At 65.0% G+C, this 23,132-nt stretch carries 24 protein-coding genes; 7 read left to right on the top strand and 17 right to left on the bottom strand.

Annotated elements, in window-relative coordinates:
- Positions 1–18: 18 nt before the first annotated feature.
- From J2X67_RS08180 to J2X67_RS08135, 10 genes are all read right to left on the bottom strand, one after another.
- Positions 19–1,917, bottom strand: coding sequence for a TIM barrel protein (locus J2X67_RS08180; RefSeq protein WP_309952086.1), 1,899 nt, complete (start codon positions 1,915–1,917; stop codon positions 19–21).
- Between the two features lie 142 nt (positions 1,918–2,059).
- Entirely contained in the window at positions 2,060–2,824 is a 765-nt protein-coding gene (locus J2X67_RS08175; protein WP_309952084.1) for an alpha/beta fold hydrolase, read from the bottom strand.
- Positions 2,821–4,041, bottom strand: a complete 1,221-nt coding sequence (locus J2X67_RS08170) for a multidrug effflux MFS transporter (RefSeq protein ID WP_309952082.1) — start codon at positions 4,039–4,041, stop codon at positions 2,821–2,823. The genes J2X67_RS08175 and J2X67_RS08170 overlap by 4 nt, the downstream gene beginning before the upstream one ends.
- Positions 4,038–4,466: a carboxymuconolactone decarboxylase family protein gene (locus tag J2X67_RS08165; RefSeq protein WP_309952080.1), complete on the bottom strand. Its 429-nt coding sequence runs from the start codon at positions 4,464–4,466 to the stop codon at positions 4,038–4,040. Before J2X67_RS08165 ends, J2X67_RS08170 begins: the two co-directional genes overlap by 4 nt.
- Complete coding sequence (gene pcaB, locus J2X67_RS08160; protein ID WP_309952079.1) at positions 4,466–5,674, bottom strand: 3-carboxy-cis,cis-muconate cycloisomerase; 1,209 nt, start codon at positions 5,672–5,674, stop codon at positions 4,466–4,468. The genes J2X67_RS08165 and pcaB overlap by 1 nt, the downstream gene beginning before the upstream one ends.
- Positions 5,675–5,773: 99 nt before the next feature.
- Positions 5,774–6,607, bottom strand: a complete 834-nt coding sequence (locus tag J2X67_RS08155) for a shikimate dehydrogenase (protein ID WP_309952077.1) — start codon at positions 6,605–6,607, stop codon at positions 5,774–5,776.
- Between the two features lie 28 nt (positions 6,608–6,635).
- Positions 6,636–7,646 (bottom strand): TRAP transporter substrate-binding protein, encoded by a 1,011-nt coding sequence (locus J2X67_RS08150; protein WP_281148617.1) that lies wholly within the window; start codon positions 7,644–7,646, stop codon positions 6,636–6,638.
- Positions 7,647–7,697: 51 nt separating this feature from the next.
- Complete coding sequence (locus J2X67_RS08145; RefSeq protein ID WP_309952076.1) at positions 7,698–8,978, bottom strand: TRAP transporter large permease subunit; 1,281 nt, start codon at positions 8,976–8,978, stop codon at positions 7,698–7,700.
- A gap of 14 nt (positions 8,979–8,992) precedes the next feature.
- Positions 8,993–9,553 (bottom strand): TRAP transporter small permease, encoded by a 561-nt coding sequence (locus J2X67_RS08140; protein ID WP_309952074.1) that lies wholly within the window; start codon positions 9,551–9,553, stop codon positions 8,993–8,995.
- 71 nt (positions 9,554–9,624) lie between these two features.
- Entirely contained in the window at positions 9,625–10,548 is a 924-nt protein-coding gene (locus tag J2X67_RS08135; protein WP_309952072.1) for a shikimate dehydrogenase, read from the bottom strand.
- 199 nt (positions 10,549–10,747) lie between these two features.
- Here J2X67_RS08135 and J2X67_RS08130 point away from each other — a divergent pair, with 199 nt between their 5' ends.
- The 5 genes from J2X67_RS08130 (at position 10,748) to J2X67_RS08110 (ending at position 15,779) form a co-directional block, all read left to right on the top strand.
- Positions 10,748–11,542, top strand: coding sequence for an IclR family transcriptional regulator C-terminal domain-containing protein (locus tag J2X67_RS08130; protein WP_309952070.1), 795 nt, complete (start codon positions 10,748–10,750; stop codon positions 11,540–11,542).
- A gap of 68 nt (positions 11,543–11,610) precedes the next feature.
- On the top strand, positions 11,611–12,621 hold the full coding sequence (locus J2X67_RS08125; RefSeq protein ID WP_309952068.1) for a tripartite tricarboxylate transporter substrate binding protein: 1,011 nt from the start codon (positions 11,611–11,613) through the stop codon (positions 12,619–12,621).
- A 25-nt stretch (positions 12,622–12,646) separates the two neighbouring features.
- Complete coding sequence (locus J2X67_RS08120; RefSeq protein WP_309952067.1) at positions 12,647–13,312, top strand: response regulator; 666 nt, start codon at positions 12,647–12,649, stop codon at positions 13,310–13,312.
- Positions 13,313–14,740, top strand: a complete 1,428-nt coding sequence (locus J2X67_RS08115) for a sensor histidine kinase N-terminal domain-containing protein (RefSeq protein WP_309952066.1) — start codon at positions 13,313–13,315, stop codon at positions 14,738–14,740.
- Between the two features lie 16 nt (positions 14,741–14,756).
- Positions 14,757–15,779: a tripartite tricarboxylate transporter substrate-binding protein gene (locus J2X67_RS08110; protein WP_309952065.1), complete on the top strand. Its 1,023-nt coding sequence runs from the start codon at positions 14,757–14,759 to the stop codon at positions 15,777–15,779.
- A gap of 69 nt (positions 15,780–15,848) precedes the next feature.
- Here J2X67_RS08110 and J2X67_RS08105 read toward each other — a convergent pair whose 3' ends face one another.
- Complete coding sequence (locus J2X67_RS08105) at positions 15,849–16,451, bottom strand: hypothetical protein (RefSeq protein WP_309952064.1); 603 nt, start codon at positions 16,449–16,451, stop codon at positions 15,849–15,851.
- Between the two features lie 261 nt (positions 16,452–16,712).
- Between J2X67_RS08105 and J2X67_RS08100 the strand changes: the two genes are divergently transcribed.
- The gene (locus tag J2X67_RS08100; RefSeq protein ID WP_309952063.1) at positions 16,713–17,210 is read left to right on the top strand and encodes a hypothetical protein; all 498 of its coding nucleotides are present in this window, start codon (positions 16,713–16,715) and stop codon (positions 17,208–17,210) included.
- 43 nt (positions 17,211–17,253) lie between these two features.
- Here the strand turns inward: J2X67_RS08100 and J2X67_RS08095 are convergent, their stop codons facing one another.
- The 6 genes from J2X67_RS08095 to J2X67_RS08070 form a co-directional block, all read right to left on the bottom strand.
- Positions 17,254–18,483, bottom strand: coding sequence for an ROK family transcriptional regulator (locus J2X67_RS08095; protein WP_309952061.1), 1,230 nt, complete (start codon positions 18,481–18,483; stop codon positions 17,254–17,256).
- Positions 18,476–19,282: an ATP-binding cassette domain-containing protein gene (locus J2X67_RS08090; protein WP_309952060.1), complete on the bottom strand. Its 807-nt coding sequence runs from the start codon at positions 19,280–19,282 to the stop codon at positions 18,476–18,478. The genes J2X67_RS08095 and J2X67_RS08090 overlap by 8 nt, the downstream gene beginning before the upstream one ends.
- Complete coding sequence (locus J2X67_RS08085; RefSeq protein WP_309952059.1) at positions 19,282–20,241, bottom strand: ABC transporter permease; 960 nt, start codon at positions 20,239–20,241, stop codon at positions 19,282–19,284. Before J2X67_RS08085 ends, J2X67_RS08090 begins: the two co-directional genes overlap by 1 nt.
- A gap of 19 nt (positions 20,242–20,260) precedes the next feature.
- Positions 20,261–21,265 (bottom strand): sugar ABC transporter substrate-binding protein, encoded by a 1,005-nt coding sequence (locus J2X67_RS08080; RefSeq protein WP_281148625.1) that lies wholly within the window; start codon positions 21,263–21,265, stop codon positions 20,261–20,263.
- A 299-nt stretch (positions 21,266–21,564) separates the two neighbouring features.
- Positions 21,565–21,963 (bottom strand): hypothetical protein, encoded by a 399-nt coding sequence (locus J2X67_RS08075; RefSeq protein ID WP_309952055.1) that lies wholly within the window; start codon positions 21,961–21,963, stop codon positions 21,565–21,567.
- Entirely contained in the window at positions 21,960–22,706 is a 747-nt protein-coding gene (locus J2X67_RS08070; RefSeq protein WP_309952054.1) for an RHS repeat-associated core domain-containing protein, read from the bottom strand. The genes J2X67_RS08075 and J2X67_RS08070 overlap by 4 nt, the downstream gene beginning before the upstream one ends.
- 20 nt (positions 22,707–22,726) lie before the next feature.
- Here J2X67_RS08070 and J2X67_RS08065 point away from each other — a divergent pair, with 20 nt between their 5' ends.
- Entirely contained in the window at positions 22,727–23,122 is a 396-nt protein-coding gene (locus J2X67_RS08065) for a hypothetical protein (RefSeq protein WP_309952052.1), read from the top strand.
- The last annotated feature ends 10 nt before the right edge of the window (positions 23,123–23,132 follow it).

Genomic DNA, 23,132 nt, shown 5'->3' with positions numbered 1-23,132 from the left:
CCAGGTTGACGAAAAAATCTATTCCTGCGCCTGCGATGCCATGCGCGCGGGTGCATTGAGTGCGCCGTAGGCGTCGTAGCCGCCGGCGCGCTGTGCCAGTTCGAAGAAGAGCCCGCCTTCGATGCTCTCGGTGTAGATGTGCAGGTAGTCGCCTGCCGGCGAGCGGTCGAACAGCACGCCCGCTGCCCGCATGCGCGCCAGCAGTGCCGGGTCGAGGTCGATGCGGGTCGCCAGGTCGTCGTAGTAGTTGCCCGAAATGGGCACGAAGCGCGTGCCGTTGGCGCGCAGCCGCTCCACGCTCTCGAAGATGTCGTCGCAGCGCAAGGCAATGTGATGCACCGCGCCGCCGCCCGTTACGCTCAGCGTGCGCGCGGTGCGGGTGCGCTGGCTCAGGGACACGTTGAGCACCAGCCGCACGCTGCGCGCCGCATCGGCCACGCCCCGGCTGCGGATCAGCCCGAACGGATCGGCCAGCTCCAGGCTTTCGCCCGGCTCCAGCCCCAGCACGGCGCGTGTGAACAGCACCCAGGTGTCGAGCTGGTCCACCGCCAGGCCAAGCGCCACGTGGTCGATCTGCGTCAGGCCTGCGCCTTCGGCCGCGGCTGCATCTTCTTCAAGGATGAAATCGGCCTCGTACAGGCCGTTGGCCCCCAGTGCCTCCGACACGAAGTGAATGAGGTTGCCGCCTGGCGCCACGATGGCCGGCACGCGCAGCTCGTTGGGGCCGACAGGGCTGTCGTGCCGCAGCGAGCGCATGGCGGTAGCACGTTCAACCGCTGCCAGAGGGTCGGCGCAGCGCACGCCCAGGGCGCACACCGAGGTGCCGTGTGCTTCGAAGCGGCTGCGCGCAAACGAATCCGGCTGCGCATTGACGATCATGTTGATCTCGCCCTGCCGGTACAGCACCACAGCCTTGGAGCGATGCCGGCCCACGCGTCGGAAGCCGAGTTGCCCGAGCAGCGTGCCGAGCGTGCCGGCCGAGCTTTCGTCGGCTGCGAACTCGATGAACGACACGCCCGACAGTGCCGGCACGGGCGGCGGATTGAAGAGCTCCACGCGCAGCGGCTGCAGGGGCGCATCCGCGGTGCCGGCAGCCGCTGCAAGGCGCCGCTGTGCTTCGCTTTCAAGGTACAGCAGCGAGCGCATCGCATCCACCGCAGTGCGCCGGTTGGGCGTCTCGCGAAAGATGTCGTTGAAGATTTCGAGTGAAAGCGGCCCCGTGTAGCCCGCGCGCAGCACCTGCTCGAAGAACCCGATCACGCCAAGATCGCCCTGTCCCGGAAACGACCGGTGATGGCGGGCCCACTGCAGCACGTCCATCGAAAGCAGCGGCGCATCGGCCATCTGCAGAAAGAAGATCTTGTCGCCCGGAATGCGGGCAATGCCCGCGGGATCGTCCTTGAGCGACAGCGTGTGAAAGCTGTCCAGGATCAACCCGAGGTTCGGATGATCGGCCTCGCGCACGATGTTCCATGCCTCGCCGTAGAGCGACGTGAATCGGCCCCAGGCCAGCGCCTCGAAACCCACGCGCAGGTTGCGTCGTGCGGCGCGCTCGGCCAGCTCGTGCATCTGGGCTGCGGCCAGTGCCGGGTCGTCGATGGCAAGCGGCGATGTGTTCGAGCAGCACAGCATCATCGGCGCGCCCATCGCCTCCATCAGGTCGAACTTGCGCTCGGCGCGCTCCAGGCTGCGCCGGAACTGCGCCTCGGGCATGCCCTCGAAATCGCGGAACGGCTGGTACAGGTCGATCGAAAGGCCAAGGTCCGCCGCGATGCGGCCGAGTTCAGCAGCGCTGCCCTTGAAGTTGACGAAGTCGCTCTCGAACAGCTCGATGCCGTTGAAGCCTGCGGCCGATACGGCTTCGAGCTTCTGGCGAAGCGTGCCGCTGAGAGAAACGGTGGCAATGGAGCGATGCATGGGAGCCGACTGTAGAAACACGGCGCCCTGCCCACAATGCTCCACGCTCACCTGCAGTTCGATAATCGAACGCTCACGTGCACTCTTCGCACGAAATAGGGGTTAGACCTAGGCTAACCCCTGCCCTGCGCGGGTCGCAGTTTCAGAAACTGCGCCAGTAATCGATCAGCAACTGGGCAAACTCAACCGGCCGCTCTACCGCGCTCAGGTGCGCCGCGTCGATGGTCGCCAGCCGGGCGCCGGGAATGGCGGCCACCATGGCTTCGGACATGGCCAGGGGCGTGGCTTCGTCCTGCAGGCCCGCAATGACCAGCGTGGGCGCCGCGATGCGGCGGTTGCTCTCCCGAAAATCGATGGCGGCCACCGCGTTGCAGCTCTCGATATAGCCCTGCGGGTCGGTGCGCACCAGCACCTCGTTCAGTGCCTGCGATGCCGCCTTGCCCTCTTGCGTGGTGACATAGCCGAGCGTGAGCCAGCGCGAGACGGCACCCGATGCAATGGCCGACACACCCTTGGCAGCCACCGTTTCGACGCGCGCCCGCCAGGGCGACTGGTCGGGATAGTGGGCCGACGAATTCGCGATGACCACGCTGCGCAGCAGCTCGGGGTGCCGCACCGCCAGCGCCTGCGCGGTCATGCCGCCCATTGAAAGGCCGACAAAGTGCACCGGCTCTCCGCCCGTCTCACGCTGGATGAGTTCGGCCACGTCTTGCGCCAGTGTCTCGATGCGCAGCGCGCCCGGCACTACGTCGGAGGCGCCATGGTTGCGGTGGTCGTAGCGGATCACGGTGTGGCCGCGCGCCAGCTGCTCGGCCACGCCGTCCCACATGTGCAGGTCGCAACCCAGCGCATGGCTCAGTACGACGAAGGGGCCGCTGCCTTCGCGGACAACGTTCAAGCGGGTCATGTTGATTCCTTCCTTATCGGATGTTGAAGACGCGGCAGCCAGTAGAACGCAATGGCCAGCAGCACGCAGCCCGCGAGCAGCATGGGCACGACCATCGGCCAGGCGCCGTTCGAATAACCGGCGTCGACAAACTGTGCCGCAATTTGCCCGACGCTGAATGCGACCATCATCATGCCGAAGCCCGACCACGACACGGCGCGCCCCGCCAGGTGCGGCAAGTCGCCCACCGCGCCGGCCTGGCCGCAAGGCTGGTGTATGCCGTGCCCAAGGCAATAGACCGCGTGGCCCGCCAGCAGCGGCACCGCGCTGTGCGGCGCCAGCCAGCAGCCCAGCGCCTGGATGATTGCGCCGGCAATGCTCAGCGTAGCGCCAAGCTGAACTGTGTGCACGGGCCCGTATTTGCGCAGCAGGCGCCGGCACATCGTGGTGCTGAAAATGTAGACCAGCGAACCGCCGGCCGGAATCCAGCCGTACATGGCGGGCGACCAGCCCAGGTAGCCGATGTAGACCATCGGCGACAGCAGCAAAAAGCAGAACAGGCCGCCGTAGGTGGTTGCGGCCACCGAAGCCCAGGCGCGAAAGCTGCGGCTGGCAAACACGGCGCGCGCACTGCCGCGCGGCGCCGAAACATCGCCCGCCAACGGCCGCCGCGTTTCGCCGAACGAACGCCAGCAGAGCGCAAAGAGCACCAGCGCATACAGCGCCATCGACCCCATGACCCAGCGCCAGCCGGCCCTCTGCACCAGCCAGGCGCCGAGCAGCGGCGCAAGCAGCCCCACCACGCCCAGCCCGGTGAGGCCGCGCGCCATGACGTGCGGCCCTTCGTGCGCGGGGTACAGGTCGCGCACGGCGGCACGCGCGCAAACCAGAATGGCCGCCATCGAAAAACCCTGCAGCGTTCGCCAGCCCGCAAGCACCGACACGCTGCCCGCAAGGGCACCGCCAAGCGCCGCAATCACATAGCAGCCGAGCCCCGCCAGCAGCACCGGCCGGCGCCCGAAGCGATCGGCCAGCGGCCCGCACAGCAATTGCGCAAAACCGAAGGCCAGCACAAACAGCGTGAGGCTGGTGCTGGCGGAACCCAGCTCCTTTGCAATGGCGGGGAGCGCTGGCAGGTAGCTGTCGGTGGCAACCGGCTGGGCTGCCAGGAGCAGCGGCAGCAACAAGGTAAAACCGACGTCGAAGCGGCCCTTGCGAATATCCGTTGGTCCGGTCACTGCGGGGCTGCTGCCAGCAGGCCCTTCTCCCGCAAGATGCCGGTTGCAATGCCGAAGGCGTGGTTGGCCACCGGCACGCCGCAATAGATGGCGGCCATCATGATCACTTCCTTGATGTCGTCGGGCGTCAGGCGCGACTCGGGCGGGCCGTCGAGCGCCGCGCGCACATGCATGGCGAATTCTTCGTACGCATGAATGCCCAGCATCATCGACAGCACCATGTAGCGGCGCGTCTTGTCGCCCAGCGCGGGCCGGCCCCAGATGTCATTCCACGCATGGCGGGTAATGAGTTCCTGGAATTCGGCGTTGAACCCGTTGCGGTTGGCGAGCGACTTGTCGACCCAGGCATCGCCGAGCACGCGACGGCGGTTGACGAGGCCCGCTTCGTAGTCGCCAGCGGCAGGTGTGTTTGTTTGATCGGTCATCAGGAAGTGTCTTTCGCAGTCAGTTGTTCGCGCAGGGCTGCCACCTGGTGCAGTGCGGTGTCGCCAGCGGGCTCTGCCAGGGCCGGGTTGAACCATTCGTCAGCTGCCTCGCGCGGCAGCTCGGCGCGCAGTGTGTCGATATTGGCGCGCATGCGCGCCGCGTCGATCTGCAGGCCCGGCAGTGCACCGGCCAGCGCACGCGCGCTGCCGTGCGCGGACATCAGCAGTTGAGGCCATTCGGCCAACTCGGCTTGCCAGCCGCCCAGTGCGCGCTCGTGTTCCTGCGGCATGGCGGCCAGCAACGCGGCCACGCGCTGCGGCGCACGCTGCGCCGCGGCCAGCGCCACCATCGAGGCGACGGGGTTGCGCTTGTGCGGCATGGCCGAAGAACCGCCACGGCCCGGCTCGGTGGGTTCGGCCACCTCGCCGACTTCGTACTGGCCCATGAGCGAAATGTCGCGCGCGATCTTGCCCAGGCTGCCGGCGAGCAGCCCCAGCTCGCAGCCAAGCGCTACCCATTCGTCGCGCTGCGTGTGCCACGTGGCACCGGCGTTGCCAAGGCCAAGTTCGTCCGCCACGCGCTGCACCACTGCAGGGCCCTGGCCCTTCATTTGCGACAGCGTTCCGACTGCACCGCCGAGCTGCACGTTGAGGGCATGGCGCGAGGCCGTGCGCAAGCGCACGCGGCTGCGCACCAGCGGCGCGGCCCAGCCCGCGCACTTGAGGCCGAAGCTGGTAACGGAGGCCGGCTGCATCAGCGTGCGCGCAAGAATAGGCGTGGCAGCGTGTTGCGCGGCATGCTGCAGAAGCGCGTCGATCGCACGATCGAGGTCTGTCTCGATGAGCGCCATTCCCTCGCGCGTGACCAGTGCCATGGCCGTGTCGATCACGTCCTGGCTGGTGCTGCCGAAGTGCACGAAGGGCACGGCCTCCGCATTGAACAGGCCCACGGCCTCCTTCAGCGCCTTGACCAGCGGAATTGCAACGCTGCCCGCCCGGCCGCTGTCGCGCACGATCTTCGCCACGTCGAACAGTTCGACCTTGCAGCTGCCGACAATCGAATGCGCTGCCGATTCAGGCACCAGCCCGACCGCCGCCTGGGCCCGCGTGAGCGCCGCCTCGAAGCGCAGCATGGCGTCGACGAAGTTGCGGTCGCTGAAGGCTGAAAGCGTTTCGGAGGTGGAAAGAAAGCCTTCAAAAATACTCATGGTGAACGCCTCTTGCATCAAAAAAATCGGGCGGCGAAACGGCATTACACCGCGTTCGCAACACGCCCGCGGGACGTAGGCGTTTGCGTCCGTGGCAACTCAGTAGCTGATCTTCGCCTCGGCGCGCAATTCGTCGGCCGTGGCGGTGCCAAAGCCGAAGAATTCGAGATACGCGGGAATCATTTCAAACAGCATGTCGGTGCCTACCTGCACCGCACAGCCTTTGTCGAGTGCGGCACGCAGCAGCGGCGTGTATTCGGACTTCATGACCACCTCGCCGACGAAGGTCGAAGGCGCGATGCGGTCCACGTCGAAAGGCAGCGCATCGCCCTCTTTCATGCCCAGCGGCGTGGCATTGACGACCACGTCGAAGCCCGCCGGATCGTTCGAGCCCGTGGAAACGGCCAAGGCGGGATAGTGCGTGCGCAGCCGCCCGGCAAGCGCATCGGCAGACGGTGCATAGGCGTCGAAGAGCGCAATCTGCGCAACCCCCGCCGCCGCCAGGGAGGCCGCTATGGCAGAGCCGACACCGCCGCTGCCGGAAACCAGCACGCGGGCACCCTCGAGCGCACGGCCCTTGCGCAAGACGCCGCGCACAAAACCCGCGCCGTCGAACTGGTCGCCCACCAGCGTGCCGTCGGCGCGCTTGAGCACCGCGTTGCAGGCACCGGCTATTCGCGCGGTAGGCGTGACCTCGTCGACCAGGCCCATGGTCGTTATCTTGTGCGGCATGGTCACCAGCGCACCCCTGATGTTGGTAAGCCGGAACAGCGCGGCAAACGCTGCGGGGTAGTCGTCGGGTTTTACCCCCATCGGCACCACGACCGCGTCGATGCCCTGCTTTTCGAACCAGGGGTTGTAGATCATCGGCGCCTTGAAGCTCTCGGTGGGAAAGCCCAGGTGCGCGACGATGGTGGTCTTGCCGGTGATCATGCTGTCCTTCGTTGGCCTGTCGTTGAACTTACTTGCGGACCTTTGCGATTTCGGCGTACAGGTCTTTCACCACGGCTTCGCCCACCAGTGCACTGTGCTTCTCGACCACAGGCTTGACCTTGTCGCGAAGGCGCTGCATTTCGGCGGGGCTGAATTCGGTTACCTGCATGCCGGCCTTCTTGAGGTCCGCCAGCGCGGCCTGGGCCTGTCCGCGCGAGACTTCACGCTCGTATTTGGTGGCTTCGTCGGCTGCTTCGGTCATGATTTTCTTTTCAGCATCGCTGAGCGAATCCCAGAGCTTCTTGCCGACGATCAGCGCCTGCGGGTTGTAGACGTGCTGCGTGAGCGCCAGGTGCTTTTGCACTTCGGCGAACTTGGAGGTGCGGATCACCGTGTTGGGATTCTCCTGGCCGTCGACCGCCTTCTGCTCGAGCGCCGGGTAGAGCTCGGGGAAAGGCATGGGGGTGGCATTGGCGCCCAGCGCGGTAAACAGGTCGATATAGATCGGCGACTGGATCACGCGGATCTTCAGGCCGGCCAGGTCTTCGACCTTGTTGATCGGGCGCTTGCTGTTGGTCACGTTGCGAAAGCCCAGGTCCCAGTAGCCAAGACCAACCAGGTTCTTGGCCGGGAGTTCCGCAAACAGCTTCTTGCCGAAGGGTCCGTCGGTCACGGCATCGGCTTCCTGGGGATTGGCAAACAGAAAAGGAAAGTCGAAGACCGCGAATGCCTTGATCTGGTTGGAGAGAATGCCGGCGTTGAGCACCGTCATTTCAATGGTTCCGCCCTGAATGGCAGAAACGGTCTGCACGTCACCGCCGAGCGTGCCGCCCGGAAACAGCTTGACCTGCATCTTGTTGCCGGACTTCTGCGCAACGAGCTCGCCGAACTTCTTTGCGCCCAGGGCTTGCGGATGATCGCCCTGGTTCTGAAACGCGAACTTGATCGAGCGCTCCTTGATGTCTTGCGCAACGGCCGCAGCCACGGGAAGCAGCAGCGCAAAGCCGAGGCAAAGGGCACGGGTAAAGGTCTTCTTCATGCAATGTCTCCTTGAGGTTCGAATTAAAAAAGCGGGAAAAACGAGGTCGGCTCAGCCTGTGAACCAGCGCATGGGCACCAGCACGAGCGACGGGAAAAACACGAGCAGGAACATCACGATGAATTGCGCCGTCATGAAGGGCAGCACGCCACGCGTGACTTCGTCCATCTTCATCTTGCCGACGCCCGCCACAACGTTGAGCACGGTGCCCACCGGCGGCGTGATGAGCCCGATGGCGTTGTTGATGATGAACAGCACACCGAAGTAAACCGGATCGATGCCCGCAGCCTTGACCACCGGCATCAGCACCGGCGTGAGAATCAGAATGGTTGGCGTCATGTCCATGGCCGTGCCGACGGCCATCACCAGCAGCATGATTGCAATCAGCAGCAAGGTCTGGTTGCCCATGAAGGGTTCCAGCAACGCGATGAGCTTGCTCGGCAGATCGGCCACCGTAATGAGCCATGCGGACACCATGGCCGCCGCCACAAGGAACATGATCACGGCCGTGGTCTTGGCCGCACTCACGAAAACCTGGTAGAGCTGCGCGAAGTTCATCTCGCGGTAGACCACCATTGCGACGAACAGCGCATACACCGCCGCAACCACTGCCGCTTCAGTCGGAGTGAACACGCCCATCTTGAGACCGACCAGGACGATCACCGGAAGGAACAGCGCCCAAAGCGATTCCCTGAAAGCCTTCGCGCGCTGGGCGCCGGTGGCCTTGGGCGGTGGCTGGACGTTTTCGCGCTTGGCAACCCACCACCATGCAACGGCAATGCCCACGCCCATCATGGCGCCGGGCACGATACCCGCAAGAAAGAGCTTGCTGATCGACACGTTGGCTGCAACGCCGAAGATCACGAAACCGATCGAAGGCGGAATCACCGGCGCGATGATGCCGGCCGAGGCAATAAGGCCTGCCGCGCGCGCCTTGTCGTGCCCCGCGCGCACCATCATCGGCAGCAGCAGGGCAGCCAGTGCCGCGGTGTCGGCAACAGCCGAACCCGACAAGGCGGCCAGCAGGCAGGCCGCCACGATAGCCACAAAGCCAAGGCCGCCGCGGCGGTGCCCGACGAGCGTCAGCGCCAGGTTGACGATGCGCTTGGAGAGACCGCCCACGTTCATGATCTCGCCGGCGAGCATGAAGAACGGCACCGCAAGCAGCGGAAAGCTGTCGGCGCCGTTCACCACGTTCTGCGCAAGGATCTGCGCGTCGAACAGATCGAGGTGATACATCAGCGCCACGCCCGAAAGCAGCAGCGAGTAGGCAATCGGAATACCCAGCGCCATTGCTGCGAGCAACGAGCCGAGAAAGATGAATACGGTCATGGGCAGCTCGGCTCTCAGCGCTTGTCGCGGGTGTTGTTTTCAGTTGCGTCGTCGCGCCCGAGCTGCGCAAGGTCTTCCGACTCCTGCACCATCACGAGTTCGTCTTCGCCCAGCTTGCCGGTCAGCGCGCGCACCAGGTCGCTCAGCAGAAACAGCGCGGCCGAAACTGCGAACACAACGCCCGATGCATAGAAGATCGCGGTGGATGCGCCGGTTACCGGCGCCTGCACGTCCCAGTTGATTTTTGCCTGCGCAAGACTGCCGCTGAACAGCAGCCACGTTGCATACAGCATGAGCACATGGCCAGCCACAAGGCAGATCTTCTTGCCCATTACCGGCAGGCGGGCCACAAGAAAGTCGGTGCCCAGGTGCGCGCGTTCGCGCACCGCCACCACCGCGCCTAGAAATGTGACCCACACAAAGAGCCAGCGCGACACTTCCTCGGACACGGTGATGCCCGAATTGAAAGCATAGCGAAGCACCACGTTGCCGAACACCAGCACCACCATGACCGCAAGCGCCAACGCGATCAGCGCGTCGAGCACCTTGCAGTAGCCGTCGAATATCTTTTCCATTGCCTCTCCTCCTGAACAAGTTCTCATATGGGTCGGACACGCCCGGCAACTTGCCCGGCACCGGCCGCCGCTTAGGCCACGCTCGGCGACTGGTAGCGCAAAGGCTTGCGAATTTCCGCCTGCATCGCGGGCGGATAGATGATCTCGCGCAGAAAATCCGCGTCCTTGCGCAGGCCCTGCGCGGCCTCGGCATGGCCGAAGTACGCAAAGTAGTGCGGCATCTGCTGAATCAGCATTTCGAAGCCGGCCTGCGCGTTGAGGCCGCGGGCACGCGCGGCGCGCACCAGCGGCGTCGGCTGGTTGCGCAGCAAAATATCGAACAGCGCGGCATGAGGCTCCATGCGCGCAACGTCGACCGGCAGCGCGTCGGACTCTTCGAGCCCCTGCGAGGTGGCATTGATGACCAGGTCGTAGCCCTCGGGTGCATTGCTGTCGACAGCCACCACGTTGGCATCGAAGAACGCGTCGAGCTTGGCAGCCACGCCGGCCGCCTTGCCGGCCGAGGTGTCGTACAACGCGATGTGCTCCGCACCATCGACCGTGCCGCCTTCGGCCAGCGCCACGCCGATGGCCGCCGCGCTCACGCCGGCGCCAAGAATGAGCACCCGCTTGCCGCGGAACGGAATGTTGAAGTGGTCCAGCGCGCCCAGGAGGCCCTCGCCGTCGAAGAGGTCGCCTTCGAGTTCGTTGTTATCGATGCGACGCACCACGTTGACCGACCCGGCCACGCGGCCGAACAGGCCACAGCCGTCGAGCAGGTCGACCGCCAGCGGCTTGTGCGGCGGCGCAATGACCATGCCGCGCACGTTGCGGGCCAGGAAGGCCGACTTGAGGAACACCGCAAAGTCGCGCAGTGGCACCTGCATGGGCACCAGCACCGCGTCGATGCCGAAGCGCTCGAACACGGCGTTGAACATGCGCGGCAGGCGCACGTTGCGCACGGGGTCGCCGGGAATCAGGTACGCGAGGGTGCTGCCGTTGATGGAGGTGGTCATGTCTTGCCTCTTTGTGCGGCAATCGCTCCAAAGCCATCGCCAGGGCGGACTTTATCTACCTTGGCCATCGGCCTCACCCTCACATGCACCCAAAATGCACGACTATCGTCTTCATGCGTTCGCTGATCGCACAAAAACAGGGTTAGTCCTTATAAACGCCGAACGCAGTAGCGCCGCCCGCACGGCAAACTCCCGCCCCATGAGCACCGATCCGACCGATCCCTCCCCCGCCCCACCGGGCCTGGACAAGCGCGACTGGATCGCCGGCCTGGAGCGCGGCGTGAGCATCATCGAGGCCTTCGACGACGCGCACCCGCGCCTGACCGCCAGCCAGGCCGGCGAGCGCACGGGCATGACGCGCACGGCCGCTCGCCGCTATCTGCTGACGCTGCAGCACATGGGCTACGTGGCAAGCGACGGCAAGCTCTTCTGGCTGACGCCGCGCGTGCTGCGGCTGGGCCAGTCTTACCTCGACTCGGCACGGCTGCCGCGCATCGTGCAGCCGTTTCTGCAGCGCGTGGCGGCGGGCACCAACGAGATCGCCTACCTGAGCGTGATGGATGGCGACGAGGTCGTCTACATTGCGCGCAACGGCCCCAACCGCAGCATGAGCACCGGCTATGTGCTCGGTGCGCGCGTGCCGGCGCAGGTTACCGCCGCGGGCATGCTCATGCTGGCGCTGCGTGGCGACGCCGAGCTGGCAGAGTGGCTTGCCACGCGCCAGCTGCAGGTGTTCACATCGCACACCATCGCAAGCAAGGAGCGCATGAAGCTGGAGCTGGCGCGCATCCGGGCACAGGGCTGGGCCTTGTCGGAGCAGCAGCTCGACCTGAACTCGCGCGGCATTGCGGTGCCGCTGCGCGACCGGCACGGCATGCTGCTGGGTGCGCTCAACATCACCATGCCCATGGGCCACGAAAGCTCCGAGGATGCAGTGGCGCGCGTGCTGCCGGTGCTGCGCGAAACGGCGCAAGCCATGCGCAACCTGATCTGACTGACAGCATTCCGACAGCATCCGTCGGGCAGGATGCATGCTCACACCCAAGCGATGGAGACAAATTCATGCCCGACCACCCTTTCCTGAACGATCAACAGTCCACACGGCGGCAATGGCTGCAAGGCGGCGGCGCACTGGCCCTTGGCGGGCTGCTGCCTTCGCTGGCCTCTGCCCAGGCCGCCTGGCCGAGCAAGTCGATCCGCTTCGTCGTGCCTTTTGCGCCGGGCGGCAGTTCGGAGATCGTGGCGCGCTCCACGGCCGCCGAGCTTTCGCGCACGCTCGGGCAAAGCGTGTTTGTCGACAACAAGCCCGGCGCGGCCGGCAACATTGCCATGAGCGAGGTTGCGCGCTCCACCGATCAGCACACCTTGATCCTCGGGCACATCGGCACGCTGGCGGTCAACCCGTACATCTTTGCCAAGCTGCCCTACGACGCGAACAAGGACTTCAAGCCCGTGAGCCTTCTGGCCAAGGTGCCCAGCCTCTACGTGGTGCACCCCGATGTACCGGCCCAGAACCTGAAGGAGTTCATTGCCTATGCCAAGTCGAAGCCGGGCAAGCTGAGCTACGGCTCCGCGGGCAACGGCAGCGCTGGCCATCTCGCCTTCGAGTACCTGAAGATGACGGCAAACGTCTTCATGCTGCATGTGCCCTACCGCGGCACCGGCCCCATGGTGACCGACCTGCTCTCGGGCCGGCTCGATGCCTCGGCCATCGGCGCGGCGGCAATCATTCCCTTCATCAAGGCCGGCAAGGTGCGTTGCATTGCCACCGGTTCGGCCAAGCGCTTGCCGCAACTGCCGGACGTGGCCACGGTAGCGGAGCAGGGCTTTCCGGGTTTCGAAATGACGCAGTGGTACGGCATGCTTGCGCCGGCCAGCATCGAGCCCGCACAGCTGGCCAAGCTCTCGGCCGAGACGATGAAGGCAGTGAAGTCGCCCGACTCCATGCAGCGGTTGACCGCCGACGCGGCCGAGGCGGTCGGCGGCACGCCCGAGCAGTTCGCGCAGTTCATTGCGGCCGAGCAAGCTCGCTGGCAAAAAGTGATCGCAAGGGCAAACATCAAGCCGGACTGAGCCCTCCAGGGCCTAGCATCGCGCCATGCGCATCCTGCTGGCGGAAGACGAACACACCCTGGGCACCTGGCTGTGCAAGGCGCTGGAGCATGCGGGCATCCAGGTCGAGTGGGTAGATGACGGCCGGCTGGCCGACCGCGCCCTGCAGCAGCGCGACCACGATGCGCTGGTGCTCGACCTGGGCCTGCCGGGCATGGACGGCCACACGGTGCTCCAGCGCCTGCGCGAACGCGACCAGCGGCTGCCGGCACTGATACTCACGGCGCGCGATTCGCTGGGCGAGCGGGTCGCATCGCTGAACGCCGGTGCAGACGATTTTTTGGCCAAGCCCTTTGCACTGGCCGAGCTCGAGGCGCGCCTTCATGCGCTGGTGCGCCGCGCGCGCGGGGTGGAGCATCCGCGCCTGGCCTGCGGGCCGCTGGTGTACGACAGCGCGCGCCGGCAGTTTGTGCTGGCGGGCGATATCCTGACGCTTTCGCCACGCGAATTGGCCGTGCTGCGCGTACTGGTGCAGCGCAGCGGCGAACCGCTGTCGAAGCAGCAGATTCTGGAGCGTGTGTTTTCCGATGAAGAAGAAGTGCACCCCGAAGCGGTTGAAGTGCTGGTCTATCGGCTGCGCAAGCGGCTCGACGGCAGCGGCGTTCGCATTGCCACGCTCCGCGGCCTGGGCTATGCGCTGGAAGCGGACTGAGTGAGCACGCCGCGGCTTCTTGCAGGCCTGGCAGCCCGGCTGCGGCGCGCAAGCCTGTGGCAGCGGCTTGCGCTGCTGCTGTTTCCTGCCCTGCTCGCCGTGACGGGCATCGAGCTATGGATGACGCGGCACGACGCGCTGGCCGCCGCCAACGCCGCCTATGACCGCTCTCTGCTGGGTGCGCTGAAATCGATCGATGCGAACATCTCGACCGCGTCGGGCGGGCTTTCTGTCGAGCTGCCGTACACGATGTTCGAATTTTTCGAGCTCACTGCCAGCGGCCAGGTGTTCTTTCGGGTGGCAAGCTCCGACGGCCTCGTGGAACTGGGCAGCGCCGACCTGCCCGCGCCGCCCGCCGAACTCGCCATGGGCGTTCCGGCTTTCTACGACGCCGTTTATTTCGATGAAGCCGTGCGGCTTGCGGCCTACCGGCGCGACCTTGACCGTGCACCGGCGGGCAGCACCGGCCGCAGCGTGCTCATTCAGGTGGGCGAGAGCACGCGCTCGCGACAGGAGTTCACCGCCCGCTTCGTGCGCAGCGCGGCATTGCGCGACGGGCTGGTGCTGACAATGCTTATCCTGGGCACCGCCATTGCGCTGGCGGCGGCGCTGCGCCCTATGTCGCGCCTCGCGCGCGAGGTGCAGGCCCGCAGGCCTGACGACCTGACCCGCATCGCCGAAGCCGATCTGCCCGCGGAAGTGCGTCCGCTGGTGGTGGCAGTCAACCAGCAGATGACGCGCACGCAAGACCTGGTGGCACAGCAGCGCCAGTTTCTGGACGATGCGTCGCACCAGCTGCGCACCCACCTCACCACACTGCAGATGCAAGCCGACTATGCACGGCGCGAGCAGGACCCGGCGCAGGTGCGGGTGGCACTGGACGCGCTCGGCACCGAAATAGGCCGCGCAACGCGCAGCGCACAGCAGCTGCTTGCGCTGGGCCGCAGCGACACGGTGGCAGTGGAGCCGGCCGAGTGCGACCTTGCGGCGCTGCTGCGCGAAGTGGCTGTCGACCTCCTGCCGCTTGCGCGCGCCAAGCGCATCGACCTGGGCATTCATTCGCCTGCACCGGAGTTTCTTGCGGTGGCCGACCGCGGATTGCTGCGCGAGGCGCTGAGCAACCTCGTCGCAAACGCCATTGCCTACACGCCCGCCGAGGGAACAATCACTCTCTTCGCGGCCGGCGACGCAGCGGGCTGGAGCCTCAACGTCGAAGACAATGGCCCTGGCCTCGGCGATGAAGAGCGCGCCGCCCTGGGCCAGCGCTTTCGACGCGGCGCGCGGGCGGGCAAGGGCGGCTTCGGCCTTGGGCTGGCGATTGCGCGATCCATCGCGCAGCGTCATCGCGGCGAGCTGCGGCTCGAGGCACGCGAGGCCGGCACGGGGCTGCATGCGATCATCTGGTGGCCCCGGCCTGCGGCCACCTAGCAGCGGGCAGATTCACATGCAGCCGCACTTCCCCACCCGCCGCCATGCGCTGCGCGCGTTGTCCGCGCTGCTCGCGCCCGGCGCCGTTCGCATGGCCGGTGCGCAGCAGCCGGGCGATCCCTCCCTTGCCGCGGCCGACTGCGTGATTCCCGCCAAGGCCGGCGGCGGCTTCGATCTCACCTGCGCGCTTGCGCGCGACGCGCTGCAGGCCGTGCGCCCCACACGCCCGCTGCTCGCCCAGCGCTACCTGCCGGGCGGTATCGGGGCGGTCGCATTCGACCGCATCGCCACCGGACAACTCGGCGGCACGGGCACACTGGTCGCGTTCTCCAGCGGATCGCTGCTCAACCTTGCACAAGGCCGCTTCGGCCCGCATGCGCCCTCGGCCGTGCGCTGGATCGCAACGCTCGGCACCGACTACGGCGTGATCGCCGTGCACCGCGACTCACCCTACAAGCGCCTTCAAGACCTGGTGGCCGCACTCAGGCAAGACCCCTCGCGCGTGGCCTTCGGCGCCGGCGGCACGGTAGGCAGCCAAGACTGGGTGAAAGCCGCACTGCTGGTGCGCGCTGCGGCCCGCGACCACAAGGCCATGCGCTTTGTCTCGTTCGAGGGCGGCGGCGACGCCCTGCGTGCACTGCAAGGCAAGCACGTCGATGCGTTTCCCGGCGATGCGGCCGAGGCGTTGCAAGCCATTGGCGGCGGCGCGGCGGTGCGCCTGTTGGCAGTGCTATCGGAAATGCGGCTCGGCGGCGCACTGACCGGCGTGCCGACCGCTCGCGAGCAAGGCGTGGATATCGTCTGGCCCACCGTGCGCGGCCTCTACCTGAGCGCCAACGTGCCCGATGCGGCCGTGCGCGCGTGGACCGCTGCATTCACCGAGGCCGTAGCCGCACCGGGCTACGCCGCGCTGCGCGAACAGCACGGGCTCTATCCGTTTGCACTTACCGGCGCTGCGCTCAGCGAGTATGTGCAAGCCCGCATCGGCGCCTACAGGCAACTGGCGGACGAGCTCGGCCTGCGCCGCTGGAAGCCCTGATCGCGCACCGCGCTTCAACCTGCGGGGCAGCAAGTCGTGCGCTCGGCGCAGCCGCCTTCCGATGCGCGCTCACGCTAAGGGGCGCGCCAGCGTTGCCAGCTTTTTCTTCGCGCTTTGCAAGAGGCCGACCTTCTCGACTGGGGGTTGAGCCTTCGTGTCCCCAAGCGCAATGACCTCGACGACACCGGATGCCGCCAGCTTCAATGCGAGCGGGTCGCGCGGCGGAAGGTTGTTGATCCTGGTGTTCGAAATCACATGCACCTTCAGGTGGCGGTGAATGTTTTTCGAAAGCTTCTGGCAAGCGGCCTTCATGGCGGATTCGTCCGGCATCAGCTGGCCGTGCACGACGAGCAGCTCCAGGGTGCCGTCCTTGTCTTCTTCCAGGATGAGGGCGCGCATGACCGAGTCCTTGAACTTGGAGCGCAGCATGGAGCGGACCGGCTCGGCTGCGGCAAAGGACTTGAGCGCGATGCTTCGCAACTCGTTGTGAAAGATGAACGCGCGATCGACCGAAATGGTTTCGGGCTCGTCTGACTTCGGCTTGCTTCGCTTCAGGATTCCGCTTTTGACAAGATGCTCCAGCGTGCGTGCCGCATCGTCCGGCTCGAGCTTCGAGCGCTTGGCCAGCTCGCTGGAAGACAGCGGCTGCTCGGGGGCCGCGTAGGCAACCATCAGTATCTTTTGTACTTCGGGGGCGAAAAGGAAATCTGCGGCACTCATTCTTTGCGGTTTTCTACAAGACGGACTGCATTATCGAAACTCCCGCGCGTGCGCCCTTTCGAACTTCTTGTCTTCGCGAAGTTGCCGCACGGCCCAAGCGAACTTCTCCGCGGCGTTTTCGAGGCGTATTCCGTCATGGAGCATGGCGCAGGCCTACAAGTGCCGCCGGGTCCGGTAAGTAGAACGGCTGAACACCAACAAGGAGCTTCAGCCATGGGCCTCGAACACACAATCGGCAAGACCGAACAAGCGGATATTGCGCAAGGGTCCACCCGGTACTGGGCACCTTGCCTGGGTGTTGCGCTCGTGGCGGTATCGCTTTTCTATGTGACGCTGAAAGACCTGGTTCAAGAAAGCGCGGCACGCGCACCGGCCCTGGCTCCCGCGGTCATGCCGGCGCACGTCGAGCCCGCCATACCTGGCAGCGGCAAGCGCGCGTCGACGGACGAAGTGGCCCGCTCGTCCCCCGAACCTGTCATGCCCATGTCGCCTTATGCGCCCGCTTACGCGCCATTGGCCAGCGCAAACTTCGGGCGCATGGACGCCGCTCCCGAAGAGCCGAAAGCCAAGGCCGCGCCGGCCGTCGTCGAAGTGCACAAGTGCGTAATGCCCGAGGGCGAAGCGAGCTATTCCGATGGGCCTTGCCCCGAAGGCGCGCTTGCGAGCACCTTGCGGCTGCCCCGCAACCTGCATGCGTCGGCAAGCCTCTGAATTGTGAGTGCGTGATCTTCGAGCTTCGAGAGCGGAAGTCCGCTCAGGCCGCCTTCAGGAACACATCGTGGTCGGGCGCGAAATTGGCATGCAGCGGCAACATGGCCCCGCCTAGCGCGCAAGCCTGCGCGCCCAGCCTTCCACCGTGCAATTGAGGCGGCCAGAGCCCTTCCCAATTGCACTGCGCCAGCGCCGCGCGCGTTTGCTCGAGCAGCGCCTGCAATAGCGAGCGCGACATCGAACCATCCATCACCACGTCGGCCAGGTCGAGCACAGCCGTGCTGCTGACGATCGCATGCGCCAGGGCCAGCGATGCCGAGCCGAGCCAGGCTTGCGTCACAGGAGCATACGGCGCCTGCAGCGCGCGGTCGTCGTAGGCCGCGGTGGTGTCGAGCCCTTGGGCCTGCAGCCGCTGCTCCAGCTCCCACAGCGAAGCCTCGGCCATCACCTGCGGCGGCAGTGCCCCGCCGGCCCGCACCGACTGCATTGGCAACGAAGCCAGTGCGCCCGCGTTGCCGTGCGCACCCGTGTGCAGGTGCGAATCGATGACCAGCCCGCCGCCCACGAAGGTGTCGACGAAGATGTACAGAAAGCTCTTCAGGTCGTGCCCGCGCCCACCGACCAGCTCCGCCACGCAGGCGGCCACCGTGTCGCGCGCAAAGCTCACAGGCACGTCGGTGCGCGCCCTCACCTCGGCCAGCAAGTCCATCTGGTTCCACTCGTCCGACTGCGCCTTCGACAAGCCCAGCGTGCGGTGCCAGCCGCCAAGCAGGAATGGTGCGGCCAGGCCCACGCCCACGTTGCGCGCGGCCAGCGGCCCGAGCCCGTCGCGCAGGCGATGAATATGCTCGGCAATGGCGGGCAGCAATGCCTGCGCATCCGGAAAGTCGTAGCTCATGGCGTGGCGCTCGCGCACCTGCGCTGCAAAGTCGATCAGCAACCATTCGGCGCCGCGCCGCCCCACCTTGATGCCTATGGCAAAGGCACCGTCGGGGTTCAGCGCCAGCGGCACCGAAGGCTGCCCGATGCGGCCGCGCACGCGGCCCTGCTTGACGATGAGCTGGTCTTCCTCGAGCCGTGCGGTAATAAGCCCGATGGTCTGCGCGCTCAGCCCCGTGAGCCGCGCAAGATCGGCCTTTGGCAGGCTGGTGTGAACGCGCAGGGCCTGCAGCACCACGCGTTCATTGAACTGGCGCATTCCCACCTGGTTGGAGCCGCGCGGTCGCAACAGGTCGGGCGGGCGCAAACCAGCGGAAGCTTGTGCATCAGGCATGCGCCTCCGCCGGCAGTTGGTCTGCTGTCATGGCGCCGGTCATCACGGCCACCGTGTCGCTCATGCTGATGTTCTTCGGATTGAGCACCGCCGCGCGCTTGCCGAGCCGCGCCACGTGAATGCGGTCGGCCACTTCGAACACGTGCGGCATGTTGTGGCTGATGAGCACCACCGGCAGCCCGCGATCGCGCACGCGGCGAATCAGCTCGAGCACCATGTTGCCCTCTTTCACGCCGAGCGCTGCGGTCGGCTCGTCCATGATGACCACATGCCGCGCAAAGGCCGCGCTGCGCGCAACGGCCACGCATTGCCGCTGCCCGCCGGAAAGCGTTTCGACCGCCTGCGTCATCGACTGGATGCCGACCTTCAGGTCTGCCATGCGCGCGGCGCTTTCCTGCAGCATCTTCTTTTTGTCGAGCATGCGCAGCACGTTGCCCATGAAGCCCGGGCGCCGCAGCTCGCGGCCGAGAAAGAGGTTCTCGTAGATGGTCATGGCGGGGGCCACGGCCAGGTCTTGGTAGACCGTTTCGATGCCCGCTCGGCGCGCATCGAGCGGGTTCCGAAAATGCACCGGCGCGCCGTCGAGCAGGATCTCGCCTTCGTCGGGCACCACCGCACCCGAAAGCGCCTTGATGAGCGACGACTTGCCGGCGCCGTTGTCGCCGATCACCGCGAGAATTTCTCCTTCGCGCAGCTCGAAGTCGACACCGTCGAGCGCCGTTACCTGGCCGTAGCGCTTTACCAGGCCCTTGGCCTGCATCACGATCTTGGGGGATTTGAGGTTGGCAACGGCGTTCATCAGCGTGCTCCCCGGCGCGAGAGTTGATCGGCCGCCACCGCAAGAATTACCAGCACGCCCGTTACCAGCACCTGGTAGATCGACGACACACCCATGAGCGTGAGCCCGTTGCGAAACACGCCCACGATCAGCACGCCGATGAGCGAACCCAGCACAATGCCGCGCCCGCCGAACAGGCTGGTGCCGCCGAGCACCACGGCCGTGATGGCGTCGAGGTTTTCGGTTTGCCCCGCATTCGGGTCGCCCACGCCGGTGCGCGCCACCGACAGCAGCGAGGCAACGCCATAGAGCACGCCCGCGGCCACATACACGCCCAGCAGCACGCGTTGCGTGGGAATGCCCACCAGGCGCGTGGCCTCGGCGTTGTTGCCCACCGCATAGATGTGCCGGCCTGCGGCCGTTTCGCGCAGCACAAACCAAGCAAGCGCATACAGCACCAGCATCAGCACCGCGCCCCACGCCACCTCGGCACTGCCGATGGTGAAGGTGGTGCCCAGCCCGGTGAGGCCGGAGGGCAAATCGGTGATGGTTTGCGACGACGAATACAGCTGCGTGATGGCAAACGCGATGTTCAGCGTGCCCAGCGTCACGATGAAAGGCGGCAGCTTGATGCGAGTGACCAGCAGGCCGTTCAGCAGGCCGAACAGCGTGGTCACGCCAATGCCGCACAAGATGGCCACCGGCACCGGCAAGCCGAGCTCGGTGGCGAACTTGCTCATGATGATGCTGCCCAGCGCCATCACCATGCCGCACGACAGGTCGATACCCGCCGTGAGAATGATCAGCGTCTGGCCGATGGCGATCACGCCGACCACCATCACCTGCTGCATGATCAGCGAGAGATTTCCGCCCGTCAGGAAGCGGTCGGACTGCGTCGCAAAGAAGATGCATGCGCCAAGCAGGGCCAGCCACGGCCCCAGGGCGCCCCACGGAATGTGGTGCGTCGGAGATTTCGCCATCAGGTGCTCCGGGCCTTGGTTACTTCTTGCCCCAGCACAGCTCGGCGCCGGTCTTGGTGTCCTTGCTGTCGACGCCCGGCACGCTCTTGCCGGCAATGAGGGTCACGCCCGTGTCTACGTAGCCCGAGGCCTTCTTGCCCGTCTTGGCAAACTCCACGCCCGCCGCCACGCCCATGGCCGCCATCTTGAGCGGGTACTGCTGCGAGGTGGCCGCGATGACACCGGCGTTGGTGTCCTTGATGCCCTGGCAGCCGCCGTCCACCGAGACGATCATCACGCCCTTCTCTTTGCCCGCGCGCTTCAGCGCGTTGTAGGCACCGGCCGCGGCGGGCTCGTTGATGGTGTAGACCAGGTTCACGTCGGGCGCACGCTGCAGGCAGTTTTCCATCGCCGTCTGTGCCTTCGCCTGATCGCCGAAGCTGTCGGCCATGCACACGATTTCAGGCGCCTTCGAGAGCTCGTTCGACTTGGCGTCGTTCGCCTGCAGGCCGAAGCCCTTCATGAAACCGTTGTGCCGCTGCGCGCCCACCGGGTGGCCCGGCAGCAGGTCGAGCGCGACGATCTTCGCCGGCTTGCCCGCCATGGCGGCCTTGGCGTATTCGCCGATCAGCACGCCGGCCGTGTAGTTGTTGGTGGCAAAGAGCGCGTCGGTGGCGTCCGGCGGATCGGCCGGGCTGTCGAGCGCAATCACCATCACGCCCTTGTCGCGCGCCTTCTTGATCGCCGGCACGATGGCCTTGGCGTCGCTCGGCGTGATGAGGATGGTCTTGGCGCCCGCGGCAATCATGTTTTCCATGGCCGTGATCTGCCCCGCGTTGTCGCCGTCGGCCTTGCCCGCCCCTGAAAGCAGCTTGGCGCCGAGCTTCTTGGCCTCTTCCTGCGCGCCCTCTTTCATCTTGACGAAGAAGGGGTTGGTTTCTGTCTTGGTGACCAGGCCGATGACCGGCTGGTCGGCGGCAAAGGCGGCGGACGAAGCAGCCAGGGACATGGCCGCCAGGGCCAGGATGGAGCGGGAACTGAGCATGTGTGTGTCTCCGTGATCAGGCGGCGATGCGCCTGCGGTCTTGGGATCCGGATGCTGGCCGTAGAAGGCGTGAGCGTCCGGGCGCAGGGAGACTATCGAACAGCGAAGCGACTAAATCAAGTGGATTTAGTTATCGGAAACCCGGGGTAACGGTGAGGAGTGGTAACAGGCTGCGGGTAGCGTGAACCCCCACGGCGCGAAGTGTGGGGGGTGACGATCGAACATCGGAACCAAGGCTGCTTCTATTTGATTCAAATGCACATGAGGTGTGTTCGGGACATCTGCTGATCCCATACTTGCTATCTGTTCTCAACGCTATATCGCGCAACACGTGCAACATTCTCGTCAACATCCTTAAGCAGATGCCGAAGTATCTCCGGCGGGGTCTTTGCGTTAGCTGCAATTTTCCGCCGAACAAGAGAGTCCGAATCCCTAGATAGAACAAAAAACAGATCGGGCGGCAATTTTCGCTTCTCGGCAATCATTGAGCGCACAGTGGGATTTCCCTTTTCGACAAGCAGTCTTTTGATTTCGTCAGGAATGGTACGGTTTTGCGCCACATCCAGATGTCTCGCAGCATCGGTATTAATAATTTCTACCCAGACATCAAGAGAAGCCGGATCAGATAGAGATCTGTCTACATCCATCTGATCTTGACTGGAACATAAAGCCCTAAAACGCTCTGCGGATTCAATCATGACTTCGCATTCCTGCATTTGAGACCTTTGAGGTCCACTGTTTTTCCTGCTTCACCTTTGTGTTTACCCATGCGATCACCGTACTCGTCGAGATCAAATGCGTGAACCAGCGTCGTATCACCTTTTTGGTCGAAGTGTTTGAAGGCACTTCCACCATGTCCGGTTTGATCAACCGAATACCAGCTTCCATCCTTCGGATCTCTATAGAATTTAGCAACACCTACACCCGGGACATGTCCTTCACAAATTCGGTCGAATCGATTGATGCCCCATTTTCGACAGGGACAATCTTTCGTTCCGCGGTTATCAATATTCGGTTTACCCGTCTTCGGTTTGCGTCCCGCACCGGAAGTTTTATGTCCCGTCGAAGCCAGTCCGAGCGGGTCAATCCAAACTGTTGGATTAGAAACGTAGCTGTGTAAGTTGAGGCCTCCCTTAAGGCCCATCGGATCTTCGCTGATGAACCGACCCGCCACCGGATCGTAGTACCGATACCGGTTGTAATGCAGCCCCGTTTCCTCATCAAAATACTGCCCCTGGAACCGGATCGGATTCCTGAACCCCGCCCTTCTCCCCGCCTCGCTGATCGTCTCGCGCGCCTCGCCCCAGGCCTTGTGCTGCGCCGACCACGCAGTGCTTCCTTCATGGTCGGTCAGTTCCTGCGGAGTGCCCAGGTGGTCGCATTGATAAAACGCCATCTCCTTCCTGTCGAAGGCGCTCGGCACGGCTGCGCTGTTCGCCATTCCACAGGGGATCCTGCTCGATGTCGTACGCGCCGCCGTTCGCCTCCATCAGCGCCTTCACGTTGAATGACAGGCGGCTTTTTTCTGGGGCAGAAACTGAAGAACTATTCGCGCACGTCAACGCCTTGCGGTCCTGCACTCTTTACCACCTCCACATCCGCGCCGAAGTCTCTATGCGGTGGCTCGTGGCTAGAAAGCTTTTTGTACAGGGCGCACAAGTAGGCAGGCTTGTCTTCAACTTCGTCGAGGTCCACTGCTTGCGGCACTACTCAACCCCAGAGCTTCTCGACCTGACCAGACGACCAGATGTACTCCAAGGCTTTCAGAACTCTTTGCTTGCTCACCGGACCGAAGTATCGAAGTCCACCTTCATTGCATGGAACAGCTTGGCGCGACAAGGCTCTTCGTTGATGTGAAACCCATCAA

Origin of the sequence: Variovorax sp. 3319 (assembly GCF_031456585.1) — a bacterium.
In the GTDB taxonomy this organism is placed as follows: Bacteria; Pseudomonadota; Gammaproteobacteria; order Burkholderiales; family Burkholderiaceae_C; genus Variovorax; species Variovorax paradoxus_P.
Note: the sequence above shows the minus strand (reverse complement) of the source record. Positions and strands in the feature narration are given on the sequence as shown.